Annotated in this window: 21 protein-coding genes; 5 read left to right on the top strand and 16 right to left on the bottom strand. The window is 52.1% G+C overall.

The window, feature by feature from the left end:
- Positions 1-16 precede the first annotated feature (16 nt).
- The 8 genes from pnpS to KCG48_RS04280 form a co-directional block, all read right to left on the bottom strand.
- Positions 17-1,747 (bottom strand): two-component system histidine kinase PnpS, encoded by a 1,731-nt coding sequence (gene pnpS / locus KCG48_RS04315; RefSeq protein ID WP_211800074.1) that lies wholly within the window; start codon positions 1,745-1,747, stop codon positions 17-19.
- On the bottom strand, positions 1,744-2,445 hold the full coding sequence (locus KCG48_RS04310; RefSeq protein ID WP_211800073.1) for a winged helix-turn-helix domain-containing protein: 702 nt from the start codon (positions 2,443-2,445) through the stop codon (positions 1,744-1,746). Before KCG48_RS04310 ends, pnpS begins: the two co-directional genes overlap by 4 nt.
- Before the next feature lie 150 nt (positions 2,446-2,595).
- Positions 2,596-3,102 (bottom strand): transcriptional regulator NrdR, encoded by a 507-nt coding sequence (gene nrdR, locus KCG48_RS04305; protein ID WP_211800072.1) that lies wholly within the window; start codon positions 3,100-3,102, stop codon positions 2,596-2,598.
- A 14-nt stretch (positions 3,103-3,116) separates the two neighbouring features.
- Positions 3,117-4,220: a cell division protein FtsZ gene (ftsZ, locus tag KCG48_RS04300; protein ID WP_211800071.1), complete on the bottom strand. Its 1,104-nt coding sequence runs from the start codon at positions 4,218-4,220 to the stop codon at positions 3,117-3,119.
- A gap of 11 nt (positions 4,221-4,231) precedes the next feature.
- The gene (locus tag KCG48_RS04295; RefSeq protein WP_230977003.1) at positions 4,232-5,524 is read right to left on the bottom strand and encodes a cell division FtsA domain-containing protein; all 1,293 of its coding nucleotides are present in this window, start codon (positions 5,522-5,524) and stop codon (positions 4,232-4,234) included.
- Positions 5,525-5,662: 138 nt separating this feature from the next.
- Entirely contained in the window at positions 5,663-6,544 is an 882-nt protein-coding gene (locus tag KCG48_RS04290) for a YitT family protein (RefSeq protein WP_211800069.1), read from the bottom strand.
- Positions 6,545-6,813: 269 nt separating this feature from the next.
- A complete protein-coding gene (locus KCG48_RS04285; protein WP_211800068.1) occupies positions 6,814-7,524 on the bottom strand; it encodes a hypothetical protein in 711 nt (236 codons plus the stop codon).
- A gap of 419 nt (positions 7,525-7,943) precedes the next feature.
- Positions 7,944-9,542: an ABC-F family ATP-binding cassette domain-containing protein gene (locus KCG48_RS04280; RefSeq protein ID WP_211800067.1), complete on the bottom strand. Its 1,599-nt coding sequence runs from the start codon at positions 9,540-9,542 to the stop codon at positions 7,944-7,946.
- Positions 9,543-9,766: 224 nt separating this feature from the next.
- Between KCG48_RS04280 and KCG48_RS04275 the strand changes: the two genes are divergently transcribed.
- The 5 genes from KCG48_RS04275 (at position 9,767) to KCG48_RS04255 (ending at position 15,903) form a co-directional block, all read left to right on the top strand.
- Positions 9,767-10,276 (top strand): NADH-quinone oxidoreductase subunit NuoE family protein, encoded by a 510-nt coding sequence (locus KCG48_RS04275; protein ID WP_211800066.1) that lies wholly within the window; start codon positions 9,767-9,769, stop codon positions 10,274-10,276.
- Positions 10,273-12,141: an NADH-quinone oxidoreductase subunit NuoF gene (locus tag KCG48_RS04270; protein WP_211800065.1), complete on the top strand. Its 1,869-nt coding sequence runs from the start codon at positions 10,273-10,275 to the stop codon at positions 12,139-12,141. Before KCG48_RS04275 ends, KCG48_RS04270 begins: the two co-directional genes overlap by 4 nt.
- A gap of 9 nt (positions 12,142-12,150) precedes the next feature.
- A complete protein-coding gene (locus KCG48_RS04265; RefSeq protein WP_211800064.1) occupies positions 12,151-13,905 on the top strand; it encodes an NADH-dependent [FeFe] hydrogenase, group A6 in 1,755 nt (584 codons plus the stop codon).
- Between the two features lie 91 nt (positions 13,906-13,996).
- Positions 13,997-14,413, top strand: coding sequence for a VOC family protein (locus tag KCG48_RS04260; RefSeq protein WP_211800063.1), 417 nt, complete (start codon positions 13,997-13,999; stop codon positions 14,411-14,413).
- Positions 14,414-14,694: 281 nt separating this feature from the next.
- A complete protein-coding gene (locus tag KCG48_RS04255) occupies positions 14,695-15,903 on the top strand; it encodes an FprA family A-type flavoprotein (protein ID WP_211800062.1) in 1,209 nt (402 codons plus the stop codon).
- Between the two features lie 52 nt (positions 15,904-15,955).
- On the opposite strand, the gene KCG48_RS04250 is transcribed toward KCG48_RS04255, so the two are convergent.
- From KCG48_RS04250 to typA, 8 genes are all read right to left on the bottom strand, one after another.
- Positions 15,956-16,921 carry a type IV pilus twitching motility protein PilT gene (locus KCG48_RS04250; protein ID WP_211800061.1) on the bottom strand — a complete coding sequence of 322 codons (966 nt, stop codon included), beginning with the start codon at positions 16,919-16,921 and terminating at the stop codon, positions 15,956-15,958.
- Positions 16,894-17,652 carry a shikimate dehydrogenase family protein gene (locus tag KCG48_RS04245; protein WP_211800060.1) on the bottom strand — a complete coding sequence of 253 codons (759 nt, stop codon included), beginning with the start codon at positions 17,650-17,652 and terminating at the stop codon, positions 16,894-16,896. Before KCG48_RS04245 ends, KCG48_RS04250 begins: the two co-directional genes overlap by 28 nt.
- A gap of 95 nt (positions 17,653-17,747) precedes the next feature.
- Entirely contained in the window at positions 17,748-18,416 is a 669-nt protein-coding gene (udk, locus tag KCG48_RS04240; protein ID WP_211800059.1) for a uridine kinase, read from the bottom strand.
- Positions 18,413-19,645 carry a peptidase U32 family protein gene (locus KCG48_RS04235; RefSeq protein WP_211800058.1) on the bottom strand — a complete coding sequence of 411 codons (1,233 nt, stop codon included), beginning with the start codon at positions 19,643-19,645 and terminating at the stop codon, positions 18,413-18,415. The genes udk and KCG48_RS04235 overlap by 4 nt, the downstream gene beginning before the upstream one ends.
- The gene (locus tag KCG48_RS04230; RefSeq protein WP_211800057.1) at positions 19,642-20,277 is read right to left on the bottom strand and encodes an O-methyltransferase; all 636 of its coding nucleotides are present in this window, start codon (positions 20,275-20,277) and stop codon (positions 19,642-19,644) included. Before KCG48_RS04230 ends, KCG48_RS04235 begins: the two co-directional genes overlap by 4 nt.
- Positions 20,278-20,352: 75 nt before the next feature.
- The gene (locus KCG48_RS04225) at positions 20,353-20,928 is read right to left on the bottom strand and encodes a 5-formyltetrahydrofolate cyclo-ligase (protein WP_211800056.1); all 576 of its coding nucleotides are present in this window, start codon (positions 20,926-20,928) and stop codon (positions 20,353-20,355) included.
- Positions 20,929-21,016: 88 nt separating this feature from the next.
- Positions 21,017-22,042 (bottom strand): endolytic transglycosylase MltG, encoded by a 1,026-nt coding sequence (gene mltG / locus KCG48_RS04220; RefSeq protein WP_211800055.1) that lies wholly within the window; start codon positions 22,040-22,042, stop codon positions 21,017-21,019.
- Positions 22,043-22,067: 25 nt separating this feature from the next.
- Complete coding sequence (typA, locus tag KCG48_RS04215; RefSeq protein ID WP_211800054.1) at positions 22,068-23,882, bottom strand: translational GTPase TypA; 1,815 nt, start codon at positions 23,880-23,882, stop codon at positions 22,068-22,070.
- Positions 23,883-23,933 lie beyond the last annotated feature (51 nt).

Raw genomic sequence — 23,933 nt, 5'->3', positions numbered from 1 at the left:
CTGTTCTTTTTATAGGTTAAAACCAGTTATCCAGATCTTCGGATTTTGACTGGACATCCTCATCCTGCTGAATGGGCATGAAGATGATAAAGCGGGTGCCCTTTCCGACTTCCGACTCCACATCAATGGTGCCGCCAAATCCCAGCACAATATGCTTGACGATGGCCAGCCCCAGTCCTGTACCTCCCATGGCCCGATCTCTGGCCTTGTCCACACGGTAAAACCGTTCGAAAATTCGACTTAGATGCTTATCCGGAATTCCAATACCCGTATCTTCCACGACAATTTTCAGGCTTTCTTTTACCTGCGACAGGGAAATGTTCACGGATCCTTCTTCTCGGGTATATTTAATGGCATTGTCCACAAGATTCAGCACCAGCTGCTTGAAGTTATCCCGATCGCAATAGGCCTTGAGCCCCTCCTGTCCCTGCATGGTCAGGCGAATACGCTTTGCCTCCGCCCTGGGCGTCAACAGATGATAGATCTTTTCGGTTTCCGCCACCGGGTCAATAAACTCCGGTTTCGCCGCCTTGGCCTGCTCGATGGAGGATAAGGTGAGAATATCATTGATCAGGCGCGTTAACCGTTCGCTTTCCTCATTGATGATATCAAGAAACTTGTTCCGGGTTTTCTCATCCTGGACAAATTTCAGCGTTTCGGAAAATCCCTTGATGGATGTCAAGGGGGTTTTCAGTTCATGAGAGACGTTGGCTACAAACTGGCTTCGCATTTTCTCCAGCTTCTTCAGATCCGTAATGTCTTCCAGAACAACCACCGTACCGACCCGCTGAACCCGTTCGCCGAAGATCTCCGCGGATTTCACGCGAATATCCCGGACCATGGGCTTGTCGATACGAAGTTCCATGGCGCCCTCCTGAGATTCCATGGAAAAGAGCAGTTCCCGCAGTTCCTTGATGTCATAAATATTTTTGCCGATGACATCCCCATAGATCCCAAAAAGTTCTTTGCAAAAGGGATTAAAAATAATGATCTGATCATTATTATCATAGGCGAATACACCCGAGTTCATCGACTTCAAAATGGCTTCCAGCCGATTCTGCTTCTCCTGGTTATCCAAAAAGGTATTTTCCAGCCGTTCCGCCATATGGTTGAAGTTGCTTCCCAGCTTAGCCAGATCCGCCTCCTTGCGCACCGTCACTCGCCGGGTGTATTCCCCATTGGCGATTCGCTCCGTGGCAAAGGTCATCTCCATGATGGGTTCCAAAAGATACCCGGAAATCCGCTGGGCAAAGAGATAGGAGAGGAACATCACCAAAAGAAACGCCACCCCCATGTAGGTGGAAAACATACTTCCCAGATTCAGTGAATCCGAGGCCATGGCGCTACGAAGAAACCGCCCGTCGGGGAGGCGCGTGGCGAAATAAATCATCTGGGTTCCGAGAGATGACGACATACGAATATCGCTTCCGGTGCCCGTTTTCAACGCATCCTGGATTTCCTTCCGGTTGAAGTGATTTTCAAAATCAGTCTTTCCCGAGCTGTCATAGAGAACGGTCCCATCGGCGGCGATGAGCGTCATGCGGGTCTTTTCATCCACGCTCTTTAAGACGGAAACTTCATCTTCGCCTGTCTCCAAATAGGTGATGAGAAAGGCGTTTTTATCCGCCAGCTGTTTTTCCACCATATCGATCTTTTGAAGATTAGAGATGATGAGAAAGGCAGAAGTGAGAAAGAGCATGGCGACGACGATGGTACCGAGGAATGCCCGGACGATCCTCCTGTTCATGATTGGGGATCGTTGAAGCGGTAGCCGATTCCCCGCACCGTTTCGATGTAGACGGGATTTCGGTCATCGTCTTCCAGCTTTTGCCGCAGGTGACGGATGTGGACATCCACGGTACGAGTTTCGCCCACATACTCATAACCCCAGATCTTGTCCAGGAGCATATCCCGTTTCAGGACCTTTCCTTTGTTTCGAATGAGAATTTCCAGAAGCTCATATTCCTTTAGGGTCAGTTCCACTTTCTCATTGTTTTTCGTCACCTGATGCTTATCGTAATCAATGAGAACATCGGCGAAACTGTAGGTGGAGGTTTCTTCCGACTCGGATCCGCTGCGCCGAAGCACGGCCTTGATTCGCGCCACTAGCTCCCGCACGGAGAAGGGTTTGGTGATATAGTCGTCAGCGCCCAGTTCCAGCCCCAGAATCTTATCGATTTCCTCCGACTTTGCCGTGAGCATGATCACGGGGATCGACCGGGTATCTTCATCCCGGCGCAGATTCTTGCATACATCCAGTCCATCCATGATGGGCAGCATGAGATCGAGCAAAATCAGGGAGGGCTTTTCTGCTTTGGCTAAGCGGATGCCATCCATTCCATTATAAGCTTCCACCGTATCGAAGCCGTTGCTTTCCAGGTTATATTTAATCAGTTCTACAATGTGTTCTTCATCATCGATGATCAGAACCTTGTCTTTATTCATGTGTACCTCCCAGAATATCAGTCATTACCTCAATTTAAACATAAAGAAATCGGCATTACAATTGAATAAAACCTAATTAACCTCAATTTAACCCGTGGCTGACTCTGTCATAAGCAAAAGCCCCCGCCAGCGGCGGGGGCTTTGAGGAAATCAGCCCACAGAGCCTGAATCCTTACTCTTCTTTGATTTTACATCCTTGGTTGGATCGCTCCCCATGAGGTTCTTGATCTCCTCCAAAAATGTATTAATATCCTTGAACTGGCGATAAACGGAGGCAAAGCGGACATACGCCACTTCATCCACATCTTTGAGCCGGTCCATGACCATTTCTCCAATTTCTCCCGAAGAGATCTCTGAAATCATTCGGTTGGAGATGGTCCGTTCAATGTCGTTGGCGATATCCTCGATCTGTGAACGGGATACGGGACGCTTTTGACATGCCCGGATTAAGCCCACGATAATTTTGTTCTTATCAAAATTCTCCCGGCTGTCATCCTTTTTAATCACCAGAATGGGAATGTCCTCCACTTTTTCGAAGGTGGTGTAGCGTTTCCCGCAGGAAAGACACTCCCGCCGTCTTCGGATGGCGGAATTGTCTTCGATGGCTCTCGAATCGATCACTTTACTTTCCGGAAAAGCGCAAAATGGACATTTCACGTTCTACACCTGCTTTACTTGTTGTATCGGTTCCGCAAGAAGGCGGGAATCTCCAACTGATCATCACTCATATCGTCCGTCGCTGCATTGGGCACTGAAGGCGAAACGCTCTTGGCTTCCTCTTTCGGTTCAGCCTTTTTCTCTTCAGCTTTGCCATAGAGCTTCACTTCATCAAAGCCCGTGGCGATGACGGTGATCTTGATTTCATCCTTGAGTTTGGGATCGATGACGGCACCGAAAATGATGTTGGCTTCTGGATCAGCTGCCTCTTTCACCACTTCTGCCGCTTCATTGACTTCAATGAGGGACAGGTCATCTCCGCCGGTGACATTAAGAAGAATTCCCGTAGCTCCGTCAATGCGGGTCTCCAGAAGCGGGGAAGAAATCGCCTGTCTTACGGCGTCCACAGCTTTGTTTTCGCCCTTTCCATAGCCTACGCCCATGTGAGCGAGACCCTTATTCAGCATAATGGTCCGCACGTCATTAAAGTCCAGATTGACCAAACCATTTTCCGTAATGAGGTCGGTAATGCCCTGGACACCCTGTCTCAGCACATCATCCGCCTTATTGAAGGCTTCTTTGAACGTCGTGCGCTTATCCACGATGGAGAGCAGTCTCTCGTTGGGAATGGTGACCAAGGAGTCGACCTTCTCTTTGAGCTTCTGTATTCCGATTTCAGCATTCTTCATTCGGGTCTTGCCTTCAAAATTGAAGGGCTTAGTGACCACACCCACGGTGAGAATTCCCATGGAACGGGCAATATCAGCCACGACGGGGGTAGCCCCAGTGCCTGTTCCGCCGCCCATGCCTGCGGTGATGAAGACCATATCGGCACCCTTCAGTGCAGCGATGATTTCTTCTTTGGACTCCTCGGCTGCTTTTTCGCCGATTTCCGGATTGGCGCCAGCGCCTAATCCCTTGGTCAGCTTTTCGCCAATCTGGATTTTATGGGTGGCATTGGACTGCATCAGCGCCTGCTTGTCCGTATTAATGGAAATAAAATCCACATCGCCAAGTCCTTCATTTATCATTCGGTTGACGGCATTGTTTCCGCCACCTCCGCATCCTACTACTTTCAGCTCCGCTGGGCCCTGTACTTGAAAATCAAAATCCAACATGATTATCCCCCTTATCGCTTTCTCCACTTCGATTTCACTGTATTGATCCACGAGGCGATCTTCTCAAAGACCCCGATGTCCTCGTCTTCATCATCCTCATCTTCATCGTCCGCATGTACATTCCCGCTTGTTCGGAAAGTATCCTGATATTTTCTCAGAAAATCATCCTGTTCCTGGCGGTCGGACGACGGCATTTCCTGTGTCTCTTCATCATCTTTTACAAACTCGCCCACAACGGATTTGTAATGTACACTATTGACGATATGATAGGCCAATCCTCCGGCTGGAACATTGAACAGACTATCATCCCTAATTATATCAGATGTTACAAAATTTGTGGACTTATTCAGTGTACTTTTGAACAAATTGTTGACATGGCGGAATCCGCAAAGGCCTCCTCCATAAACCACAACTTTCCGGATTTCCTGATCTTCCTCATACCGGCTGACAAAGCGCTGAACGAAGGCCATGATTTCCTCCACTCTGGCTTTGATCACCTCTTCCACTAAGGCTGCTTTTTCTACATCGTCGGTGAACTCTCCTTTGGAATACCCCTTTTTCAGTTCTTCCGCTTCCAGCAGCGATATTTTCAGGACAATGGACAGATCCCGGGTAATGCTCTTTCCGCCGAGGCGAATCACATCCTGATCCACAATTCGGTTGTCCTTATACAGCACGATGCGGGTAGTATTTGCCCCGGCATCCACTAGAAATACGCCATTTTTGCGATCTTGCGGAGTAATGAGGATACTGGATGCCCCTTCGATTCCCAAGCCCGTTCCCGCCACTTTCAGCTTTGCTGCTGCTACGGCGTCATACAGACTTTCCACCAAAGGTCGTTTTGCCGTGACCAGCTGGGCACGGATTTCCAGTCGGGTTCCTCGGACTCCGGAGGGATCCCGATATGCGGTATCATCTACCAGATACCTGGAGATGAGTAAGTCGACGATTTCTTCATCGGGTGCCAGGGTGACCAGCTGGGCTGCATCCATGGCTTTGTCGATATCCGACTGGGTCACCAGATCCCCGGACAGCACGACACTGCCTTCGGCATCAAGAAACCCAACGGTTTCGGGCTGAAGACATACAAATACAGCATGGATGTTACGGGAGATCTTCACCTCCAGTTTTCCGACAACCTTTCGGATGGCACTGCCCAATGCTTTCACATCCGTGATGCCATTGCGGTCGATGCCCTGGGATTCCACTGCTGCTCCATACATGAGCGTGTTGTCCTGCAAGGATAAGGCTGAGGCTTTAATATATTGGGTTCCGATATCCAGCCCCACCACGAAGTTGTCCATCTGCACTGCATTGTACCTCCTTGAATATGTATGAATAAATTATACCTTTTATTGTCACAAAATTAAAACAAAATATGGAATATTTCCCGTCTTTCCATGAATTTCGACATTTATTCACATTTGACGAAGCATTTCGTACTAAAATCCCTCAGAACTGGCGCTGGATACCTCTGTGACCATGTTCACCGAGATAAAGGCCCGAGGATCCACTTGACGGATAAAAATCTTCAGCCGGATGAAGTCCCGCTGGGTAAGAATGGAGAGTATGATCTCCGTATCCGCTCCGGTGAATCCACCCTTGCCCTGAAGGAGAGTGGCTCCCTTTTTCATGTCTGAAATAATGTAGTGCATGATCACATCTCGCTTGGAGGTGATGATCATGACCTCTCGACGGTAAGAAATACCGTCGATGACCTTATTGATCACCACACCGGTGAGATACACGGAAATCAGTTGATAAAGCCCGATCTCCACCCCAAAGACCACCATGGCAAATAGGGTGACAATAAGATCCGTAGCCATGATGCAGTTCACCTGATCCAGGAATGTGATTTTCGCAATGATCTTGCCCATGAGGCTGGTGCCGCCGATGGTTGCGTTGCGGTTAAGAATGATACCTACACCGATCCCCATGAGAGCACTGCCGAAAATAGCCGCCAACATCGGATTAGTCGTCAGGGGGCCCCCATAGAGATAACGCTCCATGACAAACACGGCAAAAGAAAGGCCTAGGGAAGACACCAGGGTCTTCGCCCCAAAACTCTTTCCGATGAGGGCAAAGGCGGTGATGAAGAGCACGCCATTGATGAGGATCATGAGAAGCCCGGTATTCCAGTGGGTAAAATAATTGATCACCAGGGCTATGCCCTGGGCTCCTCCAGCGGCCAGCCGGTTGGGGTTAAAAATGTAGACGATGGAAGCCGCGGTGAGCAGAATGCCCAAGGCAATGAGAAAATAGTCGATTACTTGGGGGTGTCGGGATCCGAATGATTTCATTTTCACGTTAAGCCCTTTCTCCATGGAAGTTCATCCTCCATGTTCATGAATATTCTATATTTAATATACCTTCTTTTCCGATTGAATTCTATAGAAGTTCGTCAAAGGGTTCCTCCAAAGCCCTGTTCCCTGAAGAATCGTCAACGAGTCTTCAAGGAGCTTTATCATGATTAGGTATCCCACTCCAGGGCGAAATCCTCGAAGGGGGTCTCCTTCTTTTCGGTACTCCAAACATTGAGAAAAGACCTTGCCCTTCCACGGAAGAAAGGCAAGGCCCCAAAAAGCTCAGTATCCTAACCGATTCGGTTAAACGTAAAGGTGGAAACGGGCTCCAAGAGCCGAGATACATTCACCGCCATTAGCAGCAGAAAAACTGCCAAAGCGATGATTTTCAGCCGCTTGATCTGCCGTTCCTGATCTCCTGAAGGCCCCCAATTTCGATATGCCCTGGGGAGGAAGAACACGCTGAGAAGGGCCGCCAGATAAAATCCCCAGGCCAGGACAAGATAGTGGACTCGCCCCTGGGTAAAAGGTTGAACATGGTGCAGACCAAGATCCAGCAAGGAACGAAGGGGCTCCCCGTGAAGCTTCGACTCCCGAACAATCCCCGCCAGCTTTCCTTGGAAATCCAGGCCTTCGGCGAAGAAGCTTGAGGTGATCCGGCTTACTTCGAGATCATAGCTTCCCTTCCATAAAACCACACCATCCTCCGAGACCAAGGATCCTGTAAAGGCTTTCCCCTGCTGAGACTGTTCTCCCAAGAGAACATAGTGAAAGATCGCCCCCGAGGATTCCTGGATATGGACACTCCTCTCCAAGTGCAGTGTTCCCTCCGCCCCCAGAGTTTCCACATTGGAATAGACCTTAGCCGTTTCTCCCGTGAAGAGATCCTGATACTTTGTCTCCTGGAGATTCCCCTGCCCGTCAGTCTTCCCCGAGGAGACATAGAAATTTGACTGTTGAAATGGGATCCCCTTCACCGTGAAATGAACTCCCGTACCCAAAAGCAAAACCCCTCCACAAACGATAAAAACCAGAATGATGCCCCATGTTTTCTACTTCTTTCCCAACTTTCCGTTCCCCTTTCACGTGTTTTGAATCAGCCGCCCCTTTCTTTAACCTTCGCGATCAAAGTAGCCCCACTTCCGAAAAATTCTATCTCCATGTATTCTTTAATAATATATTTCTATTATTTATATAACACTCTTTAGCTGTAATCTGAAATCGTTTTTTTATTATACCCTATTTTTCACATAAATAAAAGAAATTTAATGAAAAATTCTGATTTTACAACGGTAACTCTAAGCACTTTCTTAACGAAAGGCTTCCGATGGTCAAAATCACTGCAGAGAAAAAGCCATCGCCTGATTTCGTCAGGTGATGGCTTTTAGAAAAGATAGGCAGGAAAGTCAGCTCCGGTCTCTTAGGAGGCCATGCGTTCTTCCTTCTGCTCCAGATATTCATCAAAGGTGCAAAGCTTATCGAAGTAGCTGTCCGGCGTGATCTCAATGACCCGGTTGGCCACCGTCTGATTGAACTGGTGGTCATGGGAGGAGAAGAGCAGTACGCCGGAGAAATCCATGAGTCCGTTGTTCACCGCGGTGATGGACTCCAGATCCAGATGGTTGGTCGGCTGATCCACAATCAGCAGATTTGCCGTGGAAAGCATCAGACGGGACAGCATGCAACGCACACGCTCGCCTCCGGAAAGCACCTTCGCTTCCTTCAGGGCTTCTTCGCCGGAGAAGAGCATTCTTCCCAGGAATCCGCGGAGATAAGACTCGCTCTTCTCATCGGAATACTGACGCATCCAGTCCACAAGATTCAAATCTACTTCATTAAAGTAATCGCTGTTGTCCCGGGGGAAGTATCCCTTGGTGATGGTGACGCCGTACTTAAAGCTTCCGCTGTCCGGTTCCATTTCTCCTGCCAGGATCTTAAAGAGCGTACTCACGGAGATATCGTTGCCGGCAAAGGCAATCTTGTCTTCTCTGCCTACGGTGAAGGATACATTATCCAGAACCTTTACGCCATCAATGGACTTGGAGAGGTTCTCCACGATGAGAATATCATTGCCCACTTCACGTTCCGGCTTAAAGCCCACAAAGGGGTATCGGCGGCTGGAGGTGGCGATGTCATCAAGAGAAATTTTATCCAGAAGCTTCTTTCGGGATGTGGCCTGACGGGATTTGGAAGCATTGGCAGAGAATCGGGCAATGAAGTTCTGCAGATCCCGAATCTTTTCTTCCTTTTTCTTATTGCTGTCCTTGATCAGCTGATTCATCAGCTGGCTGGACTCATACCAGAAGTCATAGTTGCCCATGTAGATCTTAATCTTGCCATAGTCTACATCGCAGATGTGGGTACAGATCATATTCAGGAAGTGACGGTCATGGGAAACCACGATGACGGTTCCTTCAAAATCTGCCAGATAGTTTTCCAGCCAAGTGATGGACTCCAGATCCAGATCATTGGTGGGCTCATCCAAAATCAGAACGCCGGGCTTGCCAAAGAGCGCCTGGGCCAGAAGGACCTTCACTTTGTCCTTGCTTTCCAGTTCGCCCAGGATCTTATCATGCTGCTCGGTTCCCAATCCAAGGCCCATGAGCAGCATAGCCGCTTCCGCCTCGGCCTCCCAGCCGTTGAGATCGGCGAATTCGCCTTCCAGTACAGCTGCTCGGATACCATCCTCATCGGTGAAGTCCGACTTGGAATAAATCTCATCCTTTTCCTTCATGATCTGATAAAGACGCTCATTGCCTCGGATCACCGTATCAATAACGCGTTCGCTGTCATACTGGAAGTGGTCCTGCTTCAGCACAGACATACGGGTATCCTTGCCCAAAGAAACTTCTCCGGTATTGGGTTCCAATTCTCCGGACAAAATCCGCAGGAAGGTGGACTTTCCGGCTCCATTGGCCCCGATGACCCCATAGCAGTTGCCTGCAGTGAACTTGATGTTCACGTCCTCAAAGAGCTTTCGGCCTCCAAATCTCAAACTTACATTGTTTACACTCAGCATTAAATTTATTCACTCCAATTTTTTATTTCAATCAAAATGATATTATATCACATTCACCAGGTTATTACAGCTCTCCCCCAAGGTTTTTTAAAGAAAGTTCTTTTAGAACGCCCTGTTCTCCCCCTCGAGTCTTGCCGGAAAATTGTAAATTATCTGAATATCGATTGACAAAAAAATAACTGATTGTTATACCTAAGTTAACGAAAGTATTTTGGAGGTGCCTTATGGAAACCCCAACCCAATCCCCTGCCGAACTGTTGCTTCCCCTGGAAAAACTTGCTGAACTCAACGATTATATCGACAGCCTCCAGGACAAGGAGGGCATGCTGATCCATGTTCTCCATCGCGCCCAGCACATCTTTGGCTATCTTCCTAAAGAGCTCCAGCTCTATATTGCCCGCCGCGTGGGGATCCCTGCAGCGAAGGTCTATGGTGTAGTGAGCTTCTACTCCTACTTTACCCAGACCCGACGGGGTGAACACACGGTCTCCGTCTGCATGGGCACTGCCTGTTTCGTCAAAGGTGCGGAAGAGGTCAAAGAAGCCCTGAAGAAAGAGCTGAAAGTTACCTTTGGCGAAACCACTGAAGATGACCTCTTCAGCATGAAGGAGATCCGCTGCATCGGGGCCTGTGGCCTGGCGCCTGCCATCATGGTGGATGAGAAGGTCTATGGCCACATGAATGAAGAAAATGTCCGAACTGTGATCAACAGCTACCGAGGTGAAGGAAAATGAAAACAGCAATGACGCCAGAAACCTTGAAATCCCTGCGGGAAGAACTTTTCGAGATGCGAAGACTCCGGGAAACCGGCAGCGGAAAATCCGCCACGGTGGAGATTCTGGTGGGGCTAGCCACCTGCGGTATCGCTGCGGGCGGTCAGGCCGTCTATGACAAACTCACCGAGCTCCTGGAAACTGAACACTTGCCGAACATCCGCCTGGTCAAGGTGGGCTGTATCGGTTCCTGTTACTGCGAACCCACGGTGCAGGTGAATCTCCCGGGAAAAGCCCCGGTGTATTATGGCTATGTGGATCCGGAATCCGCCGAAAGAATCCTTCGGGAGCACGTTCTCCAGGGGCAGCCGGTCCAGGACAAGATCATCAATATGAGCTTCAACCGAACGGATCCTCCCGGTGCCAAGCGCAGGCAGCTTCGAATCGCCCTGAAGAACTGCGGAAATCTTGATCCGGAGAACATCCGGGAATATATTGCCTTTGATGGCTATGCTGCCCTCTCCCGCGTGCTCACAGGCATGTCTCCGGAGGAGGTCATTAGCACGGTGAAGGACAGCGGACTTCGCGGCCGGGGCGGCGGTGGCTTCCCCACGGGACTGAAGTGGCAAGCTACCCGAGAACAGGTTTCACCGGAAAAATACATGATCTGCAACGCCGATGAAGGGGACCCGGGAGCCTATATGGACCGCTCCCTTTTGGAAGGCGATCCCCACAGCGTACTGGAAGGACTGGCCATCGGCGGGTACGCCACCGGCGCATCCCACGGCATCATCTATATCCGTGCGGAATACCCCTTAGCCATCGCGCGGCTGAACACGGCCATCGACCAGGCCCGGGAATGGAATCTTTTGGGGAAGAACATCCTCCAGACAGGTTTTGACTTTGATGTGGAGCTTCGGCTGGGCGCTGGCGCCTTTGTCTGCGGCGAAGAGACCGCCCTCATCCATTCTGTGGAAGGCAAGCGCGGAGAGCCCACCAAGAAGCCACCCTACCCTTCGGAGGAAGGCTACCGAAAAAAGCCCACCACCGTGAACAACGTGGAAACCCTGGCCAACATCCCCCAGATCATCCTCCGGGGCCCAGGGTGGTTTTCTTCCATCGGCACCGCCCAGTCTAAAGGGACCAAAGTTTTCGCCCTGGTGGGTAAAATCAATCATGTGGGCCTGGTGGAAGTTCCCATGGGCACCACCCTCCGGGAAATCATCTATGACATCGGCGGGGGAATCCCCGACGGCAAAGACTTCAAAGCAGTACAGACCGGTGGTCCTTCGGGTGGGGTCATCTCCAAGGAGTACCTGGACACCTCCATCGATTACGAAAGTCTTCGCGCCCTGGGCACCATGATGGGCTCCGGCGGGATGATCGTCATGGACGAGACCAACTGTATGGTGGACATTGCCAAATTCTACCTGCAGTTCACCATGGATGAATCCTGCGGCAAATGCACCCCGTGCCGCATCGGCACCAAGCGTCTCCATGAGCTCTTGGACAGCATCACCAAGGGGAAGGCTGCCCCCGATGTGCTTCAAAAAATGGAGAGACTGGGCAACAACATCCGTTTCTCCGCCCTGTGCGGTTTAGGACAGACTGCCCCCAATCCGGTGCTTAGCACCATGCGTTATTTTCCGGAGGAATACCGCCTCCATGTGGAAGAGCACACCTGCCCCACAGGAGTCTGTAAAGGGCTCTTCCGCTACAGCGTCATTCCCGAGAAGTGCGTAGGCTGCACCGCCTGCCGACGGGTCTGTCCTGTGGGCTGCATCTCCGGTCATCCCAAGCAGGTGCACTTCATCGATGTGAACCTCTGCATCTCCTGTGGAGCCTGCTTCGATGCCTGCAAGTTCAATGCCATCCGAAAGGCTTAGGTGAGAAGAATGAGTGAACTGAAAAAACCCGTCAATCTGAAGATCAACGGCATTCCGCTCCAGGTGGAAAAAGGAACCACCATCCATGAGGCCGCCAAACTGGTCAATGCCGATATCCCCACCCTCTGCCACCTGAACCTGGAAGGTTTCGGCATGGTGAACCGCACGGCGTCCTGCCGGGTCTGCATGGTGGAGATCAAAAACCGCCAGGCTCTGGCCCCCTCCTGTTCGGAAGTGGTCACCGAAGGCATGGAGGTATTCACGGACTCTCTGAAGGCCGTTTCCGCCCGTCGGCTCAATCTGGAGCTTCTTCTGTCCAATCACCCCTTTGAATGCCTGACCTGCCGGAAAAATCTCCAGTGCGAGCTCCAGGCCCTGGCCCAAAAACTGGGCATCTACGATATTACCTATACCGGCGAAAAAATGAGCCGTCCCCTGGATAAATCCTCCTATGCTTTAGTCAAGGATCCGGACAAATGCATCATGTGCCGCCGCTGCGAGACCATGTGCAATGAAGTGCAAACCTGCGGAATCCTGTCTGCCGCCTCCCGGGGATTCAACGCCTTTGTGGGCCCCGCATTCAATCTGGATATGGTGGACACGTCCTGCACCTTCTGCGGCCAGTGTGTGGCCGTTTGTCCCACGGGGGCCCTGTCGGAAGTCAATAATATGCACCGGGTTTGGGAAGCGCTGCAGCGCGACGATAAACATGTGGTGGTCCAGGTAGCCCCCGCAGTGCGGGTGGCCATCGGCGAAATGTTCGGCCTGGAACCCGGGTCCATCTCCACGGGAAAGCTGGCCACGGCCTTCCGGCGCATGGGCTTCAACGGCGTCTTCGACACCGACTGGGCAGCGGATCTCACCATCATTGAGGAAGCCACGGAACTCATCCACCGCCTGGAACACGGCGGAAAGCTTCCCATCCTCACCAGCTGCTGTCCGGCCTGGGTCCGTTTCTTTGAATACCAGTTCCCGGACATGCTGGACATCCCGTCCACCTGCAAATCCCCCCAGATCATGATGGGCACCATCATCAAAACTTATTATGCCGAAAAAATGGGGATCCCCCCGGAGAACATCGTTGTGGTGTCGGTGATGCCCTGCATCGCCAAGAAAGCCGAAGTTCAGCGGGAAGAACTGCGCCTGGACGGCCTCAAAGATGTGGACTGGGTGGTGACCACCCGGGAACTGGGCTATATGCTGAAGGAAGCCGGCATTGACTTTGCCGCCCTGCCGGAAAGTGATTTTGATCAGGTTCTGGGCGAAAGCACTGGAGCTTCCGTCATCTTCGGCGCCACGGGAGGCGTCATTGAAGCCGCGGTTCGGACCGCCTATGAATGGGTGACCCATGAGGAGCTGAAGGACGTGAACTTCACCCAGCTCCGCGGACTGGACGGCATTCGAAAAGCCACCGTACGCATCGGGGATCAGGACCTGTCCATCGGCATCGCCCACGGCTTGGGCAATGCCCGGAAGCTCCTGGAGAGTATCCGCCGCGGAGAATCGGATTTCCACGCCATCGAGATCATGGCCTGTCCCGGCGGCTGCATCGGCGGTGGCGGACAGCCCTATCACCATGGCAATATGGAGATCATCCGGAAACGACAGGAAGCCATTTATCAGGAAGACGCGGGAAAACCCAAACGAAAATCCCATGAGAATGAAATGGTCATGAAACTCTACCGGGAATACATCGGCGAACCCTACAATGAGAAAGCCCATGAGCTCCTCCATACCTTCTATACGCCAAAGTCCATGATTTGACAAAAATATGAATAAGGATTCGAAAAGTATTCACCCTCTGTATTTTGAACCTTCCGGAAAAATTATGGTAAAGTAACCTTGAGGTGATTTCATGGCAACCCTAACCAAAGAAATCTATATCAATCTGCCCGTGGACGATCTATCTCGCAGCCGGAGCTTTTTCGAAAGCCTGGGCTTTGGGTTTAATCCGGATTATTCCGATGAGACCGCTGCCTGCCTCATTTTGGGCGAGAACATTTTCTGCATGCTCAGCATCGCCGAAAAATTCTCCACCTTCGTCACCCGGGAAGCCCGGAAAACCGACGGCCCTGCCGAGACGATCCTTTCCATTACCCTAAGCTCTCGGGAAGCCGTGGATGCCCTGGTGGACCAGGCCATGAGCCTGGGTGCCGGAACGCAGCTTCCGCCGGTGGATTACGGCTGGATGTATTACCGAAGCTTCACGGACCTGGACGGTCACGCCTGGGAGGCCATGACCTTCGATCCCGACCAAATGAAGCCATCCTAAGGAGAGCCCAAATGCCGTCTCTTTTGCCGCCAGAACTTCGGTTCTGGCGGATTTTTCCATGGAAATTTCTCTCCTTCACTCGATTTCCCCTCCGAAATGTTAAAGTAAAGGATTCCATTGAATTGCACACAATCTTTTTTTATTCCTCAGGCCTCCAACCCCTTGAGAACTTTTGAACAATGCGTTATGATATTCATGGAACATTTGCTGTTTCAACCTTTATATCCTTTGAATGCCAAATGAAACATTAAGAATGAATATGAAACCAGGAGGAAAATGAAGTGTATAACGTAAGAGAAATCTCCCCCAATATTTACTGGGTCGGTGGAAATGACCGAAGAATCAACCTGTTCGAAAACCTGTTCCCCTTGGAGAACGGGGTTTCCTATAACTCCTATCTGATCATGGACGAGAAGACCGCCCTCATCGACACCGTGGACGATTCCGTCACCAATCAGTACTGGGAAAACATCGAGCATGTGCTGAACGGCCGGGAACTGGATTACCTCATCATCAACCACATGGAGCCGGACCACTGCGGAAACATCGAAGATGTCATCCGCCGGTTCCCCAACGTGAAGGTGGTGGGCAACACCAAGTCCTTCCAGCTCTTCCACCAGTTCTACACCATGGATACCAAAGCCAATGAAATGCTCGTCTGTGAAGGCGATGAACTGAACCTGGGAGCCCATAACCTGAAGTTTGTCTTTGCCCCCATGGTCCACTGGCCGGAAGTCATGATGGACTATGAAACCACAAAGGGAATCCTCTTTGCCGCCGATGCCTTTGGCACCTTCGGCGCCCTGAACGGAAACCTCTTCGATGATGAAACCGACTATGATAATGTCTATCTGGATGAAGCCCGCCGCTACTATGCCAACATTGTGGGCAAGTTCGGCGCCCAGGTCCAGGCTGTCTTCAAGAAACTGGCCGGAGCCCAGGTCAACATGATCTGTTCCCTCCACGGCCCTGTATTCCGAAAGGACATCGCCAAGATCATGGATCTCTACGACAAATGGAGCCGCTATGTCCCCGAGAAAAAGGGCGTAGTACTCTTCTACGGCTCCATGTACGGCAACACCGAAAATGCGGTCATGGCCCTGGCCAATAAGCTGGGTCAGCGCGGGATCAAAGACATCCGAGTCTATGATGTCTCCAAGACCCACCCCTCCTACATCATCTCCGATATCTGGAAGTACAGCCATTTGGTGGCTGCAGCGCCCACCTACAATATGGGGCTCTATTACCCCATGGATAACCTCCTCCATGAGATGATCGCCCTGGGCGTCAAGGACCGCAAGGTAGCCCTCATCGGGAACCACAGCTGGGCCAGCGCCGCCCTGAAAACCATGGTGGACCGGTTCTCCTGCATGAAGAACATGACCCTCATCTGCGAGAGCATCGACATCCGCTCCCGCCTCAAAGAAGATCAGAAAGAACTCCTCAACGACTTGGCCGATGCCATCGCCAAATCCGTTCTGGAAGACTAAGAAAATCGGAAAAGCGTGAGCGAAATCCAGCTGGATATCGCTCACGCTTTCTTTATTCCCGTTCATCCAGCCCCTGCCGCCGCATGCCTTGTTTTTCGCCCAGACGGATGAGGTTGTCGATCTGATGGAACCGTCCCTCGCGGATCGTATTCTCCACCGACGGCAAGTTCAGCATGAGTTCATACTTCCGGTGGAGCTTTCCCTCCGGATAAGACAGGTCCTGGGAATGGATGAAGTTCAGCTGGGCAGAGAGCTGATAGCGGACCAGCTCCTTTTCCGCTTCGGGCACCATGGCCAGCATCCGGGTGAGGGTCTTGGCCGCCCCAAAGGAATGCATGGTGCTGAGGACCCCGTGGCCGGATTCCGCCGCCGTGATGGCAGCCCGGAGCGCCGACAGAGTGCGGATTTCCCCGATGGCGATGAAATCCGGGGACTGCCTTAGCGCTTCAAAGATCCCCGATTCAAACGTGGAAAAATCCCGTCCCAGCTCCCGCTGGGTGACCTGCCCCAGCCCCGGTTCCATCCGGTACTCCACCGGATCTTCCAAAGTGATGAGATGAATCCGGTGCTTCGCCAGGAGTTCCTGGAGAATGGCCGCCATGGTGGTGGACTTCCCCGCCCCGGTCTTTCCCACGATGAGACTTAAGCCTTTGCGGGACCATACCCGGTCCGGCAGCCCTTCCGGCATACCCAGGGACTTCAGGGGGGCCACCTCGGGGCTGATGACCCGGGCCACCATGCACCGTTCCCCCAGGGAGGTGAAAAAGTTCACCCGGTAGCGTCCATTCTCCTCCAGGGTGGCATCCTCACTGGCCGGCGGCCCCAGATACTCCCGGATATGGTCCGGCGGACAGAGCCTGCGCTGAAGCTCTTCCAGGGCATAACGGGTTACCCGATGCTTCGTCTCCAGAAGCTCCCCCCGGATCCGGAGAAAGATCGGGTGGTTCTCCCGAAAGAGGACATCGGATGCCTGCTGATGACGGGCTTCGGCTAAAACAGCCGCAATGCTTCGATCCATAGTTCCTGGGCCTTTTTCGCCTGATTGAGGAGCATGCTTTCCCCGTTGATCACCTGGAGTCCATGGAGAAACCCATACCGGAGAAATGCCGAGTGGATGGGCAGGTAATTCACATCATAAAACACCGTGGAAGGATCCACATGATCAATGGCTAGGGGAAGCACATCCTGGTTGACATTGCCCAGCTTGGTGCAGTTGATGACTAAAGCATAGGGACGCAGATCATGCATCTCGCTCAACGGGGTGATGGTGAGGGCTTCGGGGAAATAGACCCTTCGGGCTTCGGAACGAAAAGCCATGTGGATCCTCGCGCCCAGACGCTTCAGCCCCGCATAAACGGCCTTGGCGGCGCCGCCGCTGCCTAAGATCAGCACATCTTTGCCCTTCACGGGGATTCGAAAATCCTCCAGGGACTGCATAAAGCCATAGATGTCCGTATTATGCCCGGTCCGCCACCCGTCTTTAATCACCACGGTATTCACCGCCCCCACTTCCAGGGCCGTCTCATCCAGTTCATGGATATAGTCGAAGATCGTCTCCTTGTAGGGGATGGTTACATTGAAGCCCACGATTTTTTCCGTATCCAGGGTGTCGATAAACCGCTGGAGCTCCTCCCGGGGAAGATCGAACAGCTCATAGGTCAGGGGGAGCCTTCGCTGACGGTACAGCTCTTCATGGATTTCGGGGGACCGGGAATAGGCAATATGCCGTCCCAACAAACCAGTTTTCATTTTTGTCCTCCTTCTTTTCTCGTTGCGCATTATCCATATTGTGCCCCAAAGGGTAGAAAATAAACACAGGGAGCGTTATCGCTCCCTGATCTTTTTTAGCCGAGAATATCCCGGACATTCTCCTTGGGGGTTTCCAGCTCTTTCCCGTCGGAAAGGTGCTGCTTGATGGTGGCCACCAGAATTTCAATGGCCACTTTGTTTTTCCCGCCTTCGGGAATGATCAGGTCTGCATAACGCTTTGTGGGCTCAATGAACTGCAGATGCATGGGCCGCACCACCGTCAGGTACTGATCGATGACCGATTCCACCGTGCGGCCCCGGTCCCGGATGTCCCGGGTCAGGCGGCGCAGAATGCGGATATCCGCATCGGTGTCCACGTAGATCTTAATGTCAAAGAGATTCCGGAGCCGCTCATCTTCCAAAATGAGGATTCCCTCCACGATGATGATGTCCTTGGGCTCCTCCCGGACCGTTTCCGTCTTCCGGTTATGGATGGTGAAGTCATAGATGGGAATTTCAATGGCTTCGCCCTGGAGCAGCTTATTCAGATGGGTAATGAGAAGATCCGTATCAAAGGCATGGGGATGGTCATAGTTGGTCTTGGTCCGCTCTTCAAACGTCAGCTCGCTCTGATCCTTGTAGTAGGAATCCTGCATGATGATGCTGATGCTTTCCTTCTTGAAGTTTTTGTAGATGGCCTTGGCCACGGTGCTCTTTCCTGAACCGGTTCCGCCGGTGATTCCGATGAGAATTGGTTTCTTCATAATCCATCTTCCTTCTCTGCAATCAAAATATCATTGGGGAGCAGCGGCACAGTGGATGTGGCCGTGAAATTCATCGCAGCTTTATTGGCTACGGCGATCTCATTTCCTTCGTCATCCCGGAATTCCCCTAATGTCGTTTCCATTATATCACCTTGGGGACGCAAGATCTTTATTTTTTGCCCGGGGAAGACCCGGTTTTTCTGGGCAATGAGATAGCGTCCATTCCCCAGATCCTCCGTCACATACGCGATGAGATCATGGGTCCGGATATAGGAGCTGGATCCGTAGACCTCATTCTTTTTCCGGCCGTAATAGAAGCCCGTCTCATACTCCCGATGGCTCACCATGGAGAGGAGTTCCTTCCAGCGGGGATCCAAGGTATAGGTGTCGGGATTCTCTGCGTAATGGTCCAGGGCCTGGCGGTAGGCCTTCACAATGGCCGCCACATAGAACTCGGACTTCATCCGGCCTTCGATCTTCAGGGAAGACAGTCCGGACTCTACCAGATCTTCAATATGGTCGATCATGCACAGATCCTTGGAGTTCATAATATAGGTGCCCTTATCGTCTTCCATGACTTCCATGTACTCTCCCGGCCGCTTCTCCTCCATGAGGTAGTACTTGTAGCGGCAGGGCTGGGCGCAGGCGCCCCGGTTCGCATCGCGGCCGGTCATGTAGTTGGAGAGAAGACATCGCCCGGAATAGGCCATGCACATGGATCCATGGACAAAGGCTTCCAGCTCCAGCTCCTCGGGAATGTTTTCCTTGATGGCTTTGATTTCCTTCAGGGACAGCTCCCGGGCCAGGATGATCCGGGAAACCCCCATCTTGTGCCAGAAAATCGCCGATCGGGAATTGACGTTATTGGCCTGGGTGGAGAGATGAAGCTCCATGGCGGGAACCACCTCCCGGGCGGTCATGATGATTCCGGGGTCGGAAACGATGAGGGCATCCACCCCCAGTTCCTCCAGCCCCAGAAGATACTCTTCCAGGCCTTTCATATCGCTTTCGTGGGGAAAGACATTGAGGGTGACATAGACTTTGCGGCCCCGATCATGGGCGTAAGCCAACCCTTCCTTCATTTCCTCATCGGTGAAGTTATCGGAAAAGGCGCGGAGATTGAGTCTGGCACCACCCAGAAACACCGCATCGGCGCCATAATCAATGGCGGTTTTCAGTTTGCTCAGATTCCCGGCGGGGGCCAGGAGCTCGGGGATATTTCTCTTCATTCTTTCCTCCTGATGAGCAGCATGCCGTCACCGATGGTCAGGGTGGAGACCCTCAGGTCCTCCCGCTGGTGAACATGCTGCATGAATTCCTGCAGCCGAACCACATTGGTCCGGTGTTTTCGGGCCACCGTTTCCTCCGCCACCAGTCCCCGATAAAGGACATTGTCGCAGAGGATGGTTCCCCCATTTTTCAGCCGCTGAAGGCTCCACTCCAGATACTCCTGGTAATGGGACTTCCCGGCATCGATAAAGATCAGATCAAAGGTTTCCCTGGTGGTTTCCAGATAATCCAGGCAATCGGAGAGTACCAGAGCAATCCGGTGATCCAGGCCGAAACGCTCAATATTCGCCTTTGCCAGGGTCTGCATGGTCTCATCCCGGTCCACGCTGACAATGCTGGACAAGGGCGAGGCCATGGCCATGAGAAGAGCCGAGTACCCGATGGCGGTCCCCAGCTCCAAAATCCTTTCGGGGGTCGTCAGCGCCACAAAGAACCGGAGAAACTCTGCCGCGTCCTTATGGACAATGGGCACATAGTTTTCCCGGGCATACTCTTCCAGATCCTTCAGTTCCGGAATCCGGATGAGACTTTCCACATAGGCTTTAACCTTGTCATTGATGATTCCTTCCACGTTCCACCTGCCGTTCCCGGAAGGCTTCCTCCGGTAAAAAATACCTTTCCATTATAGCGGATATCCGCTTCTTATTCAAACTTCTGCGCTCCGGTAGCCTTCCTCCGTGAGGATCCCCTCACAGGGAACATCGAAGTCTTCTACGGGAAGATCCTCTTCCCGCATTTGCTCAAAGGCAAGAAGGATGCATTTCCCCTTCACCCGGGGAAGATAGCGGTCATAGAATCCCCCGCCGTAGCCCAGGCGGTAGCCCCTTTGATTGAACCCCAGACAGGGCACCAGAATGAGGTCCAGCGAATCCGGAGATACGGCTCTTTTCGCATCGGCGGGCTCCAAAATCCCATGACGCCCCGGGATCAGTTCCGAAAGATCTCCCACGGCGCAGGCTTCCATATGCCCCAGGGTGATGGTTTTGGGCACAAACACCATCTTCCCCATTCGCAGCATCGCCTCCAGCATGGGACGCGTATCCACCTCCTGAGCTGTGCCCACATAGAGGAAGACACGGCGGGCATTCTGGAAATCCTCCATCTCCAGAAGATGGGCGAAGATCCTTGCAGAGGCTTCCCTCTTGTATTCCGGCGTCAGAGCAGCCTGCCTTTGGAGCAGCTTCTGACGAAGGTCTCGTTTCACGGTTCTCATCTCGTCCATGACATCCTCCATATCGCAGAAAATAAGGAAGGCACTTCACCCCCGAAGCTGCGGGAGCGGAAGTGCCTGATCCAGGTCATCCGATAAACTAGTTGTTGGCGTACTCCGCCTTCTTCTGCAGGAACTCGTTATAGTTCGCTGTGAAGAAATGGCTGTCCGTCGCTGGATTCAGCACATAATAAAGGTATCCGGTGTTCTGGGCCGGTCGAAGCGCAGCTTTGATGGCTGCAGCTCCAGGACTGGCAATGGGTCCCAGGGGAAGTCCTTTATTAAGATAGGTGTTGTACGGAGAATTGACCTTCAGATCTTCCAGGGTGACATGATCCTTGGCATTGAGGCCCAGGGCATACACCACGGTGGCATCGATCTGCAGCTTCATGTTCGCCGCCATCCGGTTATAGATGACGGAGGAAATCACCGGCATCTCTTCAGTATTGGCCGCTTCCCGTTCAATCATGGCCGCGATGGTGAGCACTTCATTCCACTTGCTGGTGGGGATGCTGGTGCCCAGCTCCGAGGCAATGCTGTTCATCTGGGATACAAATGCCCGATAGAGGTAATCCACGATATATTCCGGGGTCTGTCCCCGCTTGAACTTGTAGGTGCTAGGGAATAGGAATCCTTCCATGGCATATCGTCGACCTTCCAGGTTTTCCAGCCAGGTGGGTGTCGGATAATTGGCCACGGCATTGACAAAGGCATCTTTGGTGAACATGCCCTTCTCTTCAAAGACTTCCCCCATGCGTTCCACATTGAGTCCCTCCGGCAGGGTCACCACGATTTCATTGATGTCCTTTCCGGTGTTCAGTTCTTCAATGATCTCATGGAGCGTCCCTTGAGCATGCACCGTATAGGTGCCAGGCTTCAGTTTTGTCTCCTTGGGATGGTAGCGGAAATAGATTCGGGTCACCAGCAGATTCTTCAACAGGCCTTCATTATCCAGCCGGTTGAGTACACTGCTGAAATTGTCATTGGGCTCCACGGTGACAAGGATGGTTTCCTCCTCGGTCTTCAATGGCTGTTCCCCCACGCCATTGTAGTAGTTCCATCCATAGAGGGCTCCACCCCCGAGAAGTAGAATCAGGATCAGTAAAAATGTCAGGAATTTTTTCAACGTATAGTCCCCCCTGGTCTTTCTCTTACTTTCTTGCTGCTCTCTTTCTGTCGTTATGGTCCAGCATGCGCTTTCTCAGGCGAATGTTGAGTGGTGTGACTTCCACGATTTCATCGTCCGTGGCGAATTCCAGGAAGTTCTCCAAGGTCATCTTCTTCACGGGCACCAGCTTCAGGGCATCATCCGAGCCCGAAGCACGGGTATTGGACAGATGCTTCTTCTTGCAGACATTCACTTCGATGTCATCGGCACGGGAGCACTCTCCACAGACCATTCCCGCGTAAACCGGCGTTCCGGCTTCGATGAAGAGGGTTCCTCTTTCCTGGGCATTGAAGAGTCCGTAGGTCACGGCTTCTCCGGATTCAAAGACCACTAGGGATCCTCGGCTGCGGCTGGGCATTTCGCCTTTGTAGCGGTCATAGCCCTGGAACACATGGTTCATGATGCCGTTTCCGCGGGTATCCGTCATGAAGTCATTTCTAAAGCCGATGAGTCCCCGGGCAGGAATGACAAATTCCAGGCGGGTATAGCCATTGACGGCTGAGGTCATGTTTACCATTTCCGCCTTGCGGGGTCCGAGCTTTTCCATGACCGTTCCCATGAACTCTTCCGGGACATCGATGGTCAGGTACTCCATGGGCTCCAGGGTCACACCATCTTCTTCCTTGGTGATGACCGAGGGCTTGGATACCTGCAGCTCAAAGCCTTCCCGACGCATGGTTTCGATGAGGATGGACAAGTGAAGCTCTCCGCGGCCGGACACTTCAAAGGTATCCGGTGTCAGTTCATTCACCCGAAGGGACACATTGGTCTCCAGTTCCTTCATGAGGCGGTCCCGAAGATGTCGGGATGTGATATAGGTGCCATCCTGACCGGCAAAGGGCGAGTCATTGACCATGAATCGCATGGACAGCGTGGGCTCGTCGATGTGCACGAAAGGAAGGGCCTCAGGAGCCTGGGCATCGGCGATGGTATCTCCGATATGGACATCACCGATACCGGAAATCGCCACGATGTCGCCGATGGCGGCTTCGTCCGTTTCCACACGCTTTAATCCATCATACAGATAGAGATTGGATATCGTTGTCTTCTTAATATTACCATCTAAATCAATAATTGCAACGGCCTGGTTGCGTTTTGCGATTCCACGGGTGATCTTTCCGATGCCGATCTTGCCCACAAAGCTGCTGTGATCCAAGGTCGTAATGAGCATCTGGAGCGGTCCGGCGATGTCGCCTTCCGGGGGCTTGACAAAATCGATGATCTTATCGAGAAGAGGCGTCATGTCCACCATATCATCCTCGGCTTCATGGCCGGCATAGCCGCCCTTGGCCGAAGCGTAGATGATGGGGAAGTCGCACTGCTCGTCGGAAGCGCCCAGTTCCACGAAGAGGTCAAAGACCTCATCAATGACTTCGGAAGGACGGGCATCGTTCTTGTCGATCTTGTTGACCACGACCATGGGGTTCAGTCCCGCCTCCAGAGCCTTCTTCAGCACGAACTTCGTCTGGGGCATGGCTCCTTCGTTGGAATCCACCACGAGAAGCACCGAATCCACCATCATGAGGACACGTTCCACTTCTCCGCCGAAATCGGCATGGCCAGGGGTATCCACGATGTTGATCCGATATCCCTTATAGGTGATGGACGTATTCTTGGACAGGATGGTGATTCCCCGCTCCCGCTCCAGGTCGTTGGAGTCCATGACGCGCTCCTCCACCTTTTCATTGGTTCTGAATGTATTTGACTGTCTCAGCATAGCATCGACCAAAGTGGTTTTGCCATGATCCACGTGGGCGATGATGGCTACGTTCCGGACATTCTCTCTTCGATATGACATATTTTTCCTCCAATTTTTGCATCTAACAATGTATTATAGCACTTATTCCCC

It is taken from the genome of Proteiniclasticum sediminis, from assembly GCF_018128025.1.
Lineage (GTDB): Bacteria > Bacillota > Clostridia > Clostridiales > Clostridiaceae > Proteiniclasticum > Proteiniclasticum sediminis.
The sequence above is the reverse complement of the archived record's forward strand: the minus strand, read 5'-3'. Positions and strand labels throughout refer to the sequence as shown.

Bases quoted from the DNA above. Each gene is read 5' to 3' on its own strand.
- typA (WP_211800054.1), bottom strand. From the start codon at position 23,882: ATGTCATATCGAAGAGAGAATGTCCGGAACGTAGCCATCATCGCCCAC.
- KCG48_RS04275 (WP_211800066.1), top strand. From the start codon at position 9,767: ATGGAAACCCCAACCCAATCCCCTGCCGAACTGTTGCTTCCCCTGGAA.
- KCG48_RS04235 (WP_211800058.1), bottom strand. From the start codon at position 19,645: ATGAAGAGAAATATCCCCGAGCTCCTGGCCCCCGCCGGGAATCTGAGC.
- KCG48_RS04295 (WP_230977003.1), bottom strand. From the start codon at position 5,524: ATGGACAACTTCGTGGTGGGGCTGGATATCGGAACCCAATATATTAAA.
- KCG48_RS04290 (WP_211800069.1), bottom strand. From the start codon at position 6,544: ATGGAGAAAGGGCTTAACGTGAAAATGAAATCATTCGGATCCCGACAC.
- KCG48_RS04270 (WP_211800065.1), top strand. From the start codon at position 10,273: ATGAAAACAGCAATGACGCCAGAAACCTTGAAATCCCTGCGGGAAGAA.
- pnpS (WP_211800074.1), bottom strand. From the start codon at position 1,747: ATGAACAGGAGGATCGTCCGGGCATTCCTCGGTACCATCGTCGTCGCC.
- KCG48_RS04280 (WP_211800067.1), bottom strand. From the start codon at position 9,542: ATGCTGAGTGTAAACAATGTAAGTTTGAGATTTGGAGGCCGAAAGCTC.
- KCG48_RS04260 (WP_211800063.1), top strand. From the start codon at position 13,997: ATGGCAACCCTAACCAAAGAAATCTATATCAATCTGCCCGTGGACGAT.
- udk (WP_211800059.1), bottom strand. From the start codon at position 18,416: ATGAAGAAACCAATTCTCATCGGAATCACCGGCGGAACCGGTTCAGGA.
- KCG48_RS04225 (WP_211800056.1), bottom strand. From the start codon at position 20,928: ATGGACGAGATGAGAACCGTGAAACGAGACCTTCGTCAGAAGCTGCTC.
- ftsZ (WP_211800071.1), bottom strand. From the start codon at position 4,220: ATGTTGGATTTTGATTTTCAAGTACAGGGCCCAGCGGAGCTGAAAGTA.
- KCG48_RS04310 (WP_211800073.1), bottom strand. From the start codon at position 2,445: ATGAATAAAGACAAGGTTCTGATCATCGATGATGAAGAACACATTGTA.
- KCG48_RS04250 (WP_211800061.1), bottom strand. From the start codon at position 16,921: ATGGATCGAAGCATTGCGGCTGTTTTAGCCGAAGCCCGTCATCAGCAG.
- KCG48_RS04265 (WP_211800064.1), top strand. From the start codon at position 12,151: ATGAGTGAACTGAAAAAACCCGTCAATCTGAAGATCAACGGCATTCCG.
- KCG48_RS04245 (WP_211800060.1), bottom strand. From the start codon at position 17,652: ATGAAAACTGGTTTGTTGGGACGGCATATTGCCTATTCCCGGTCCCCC.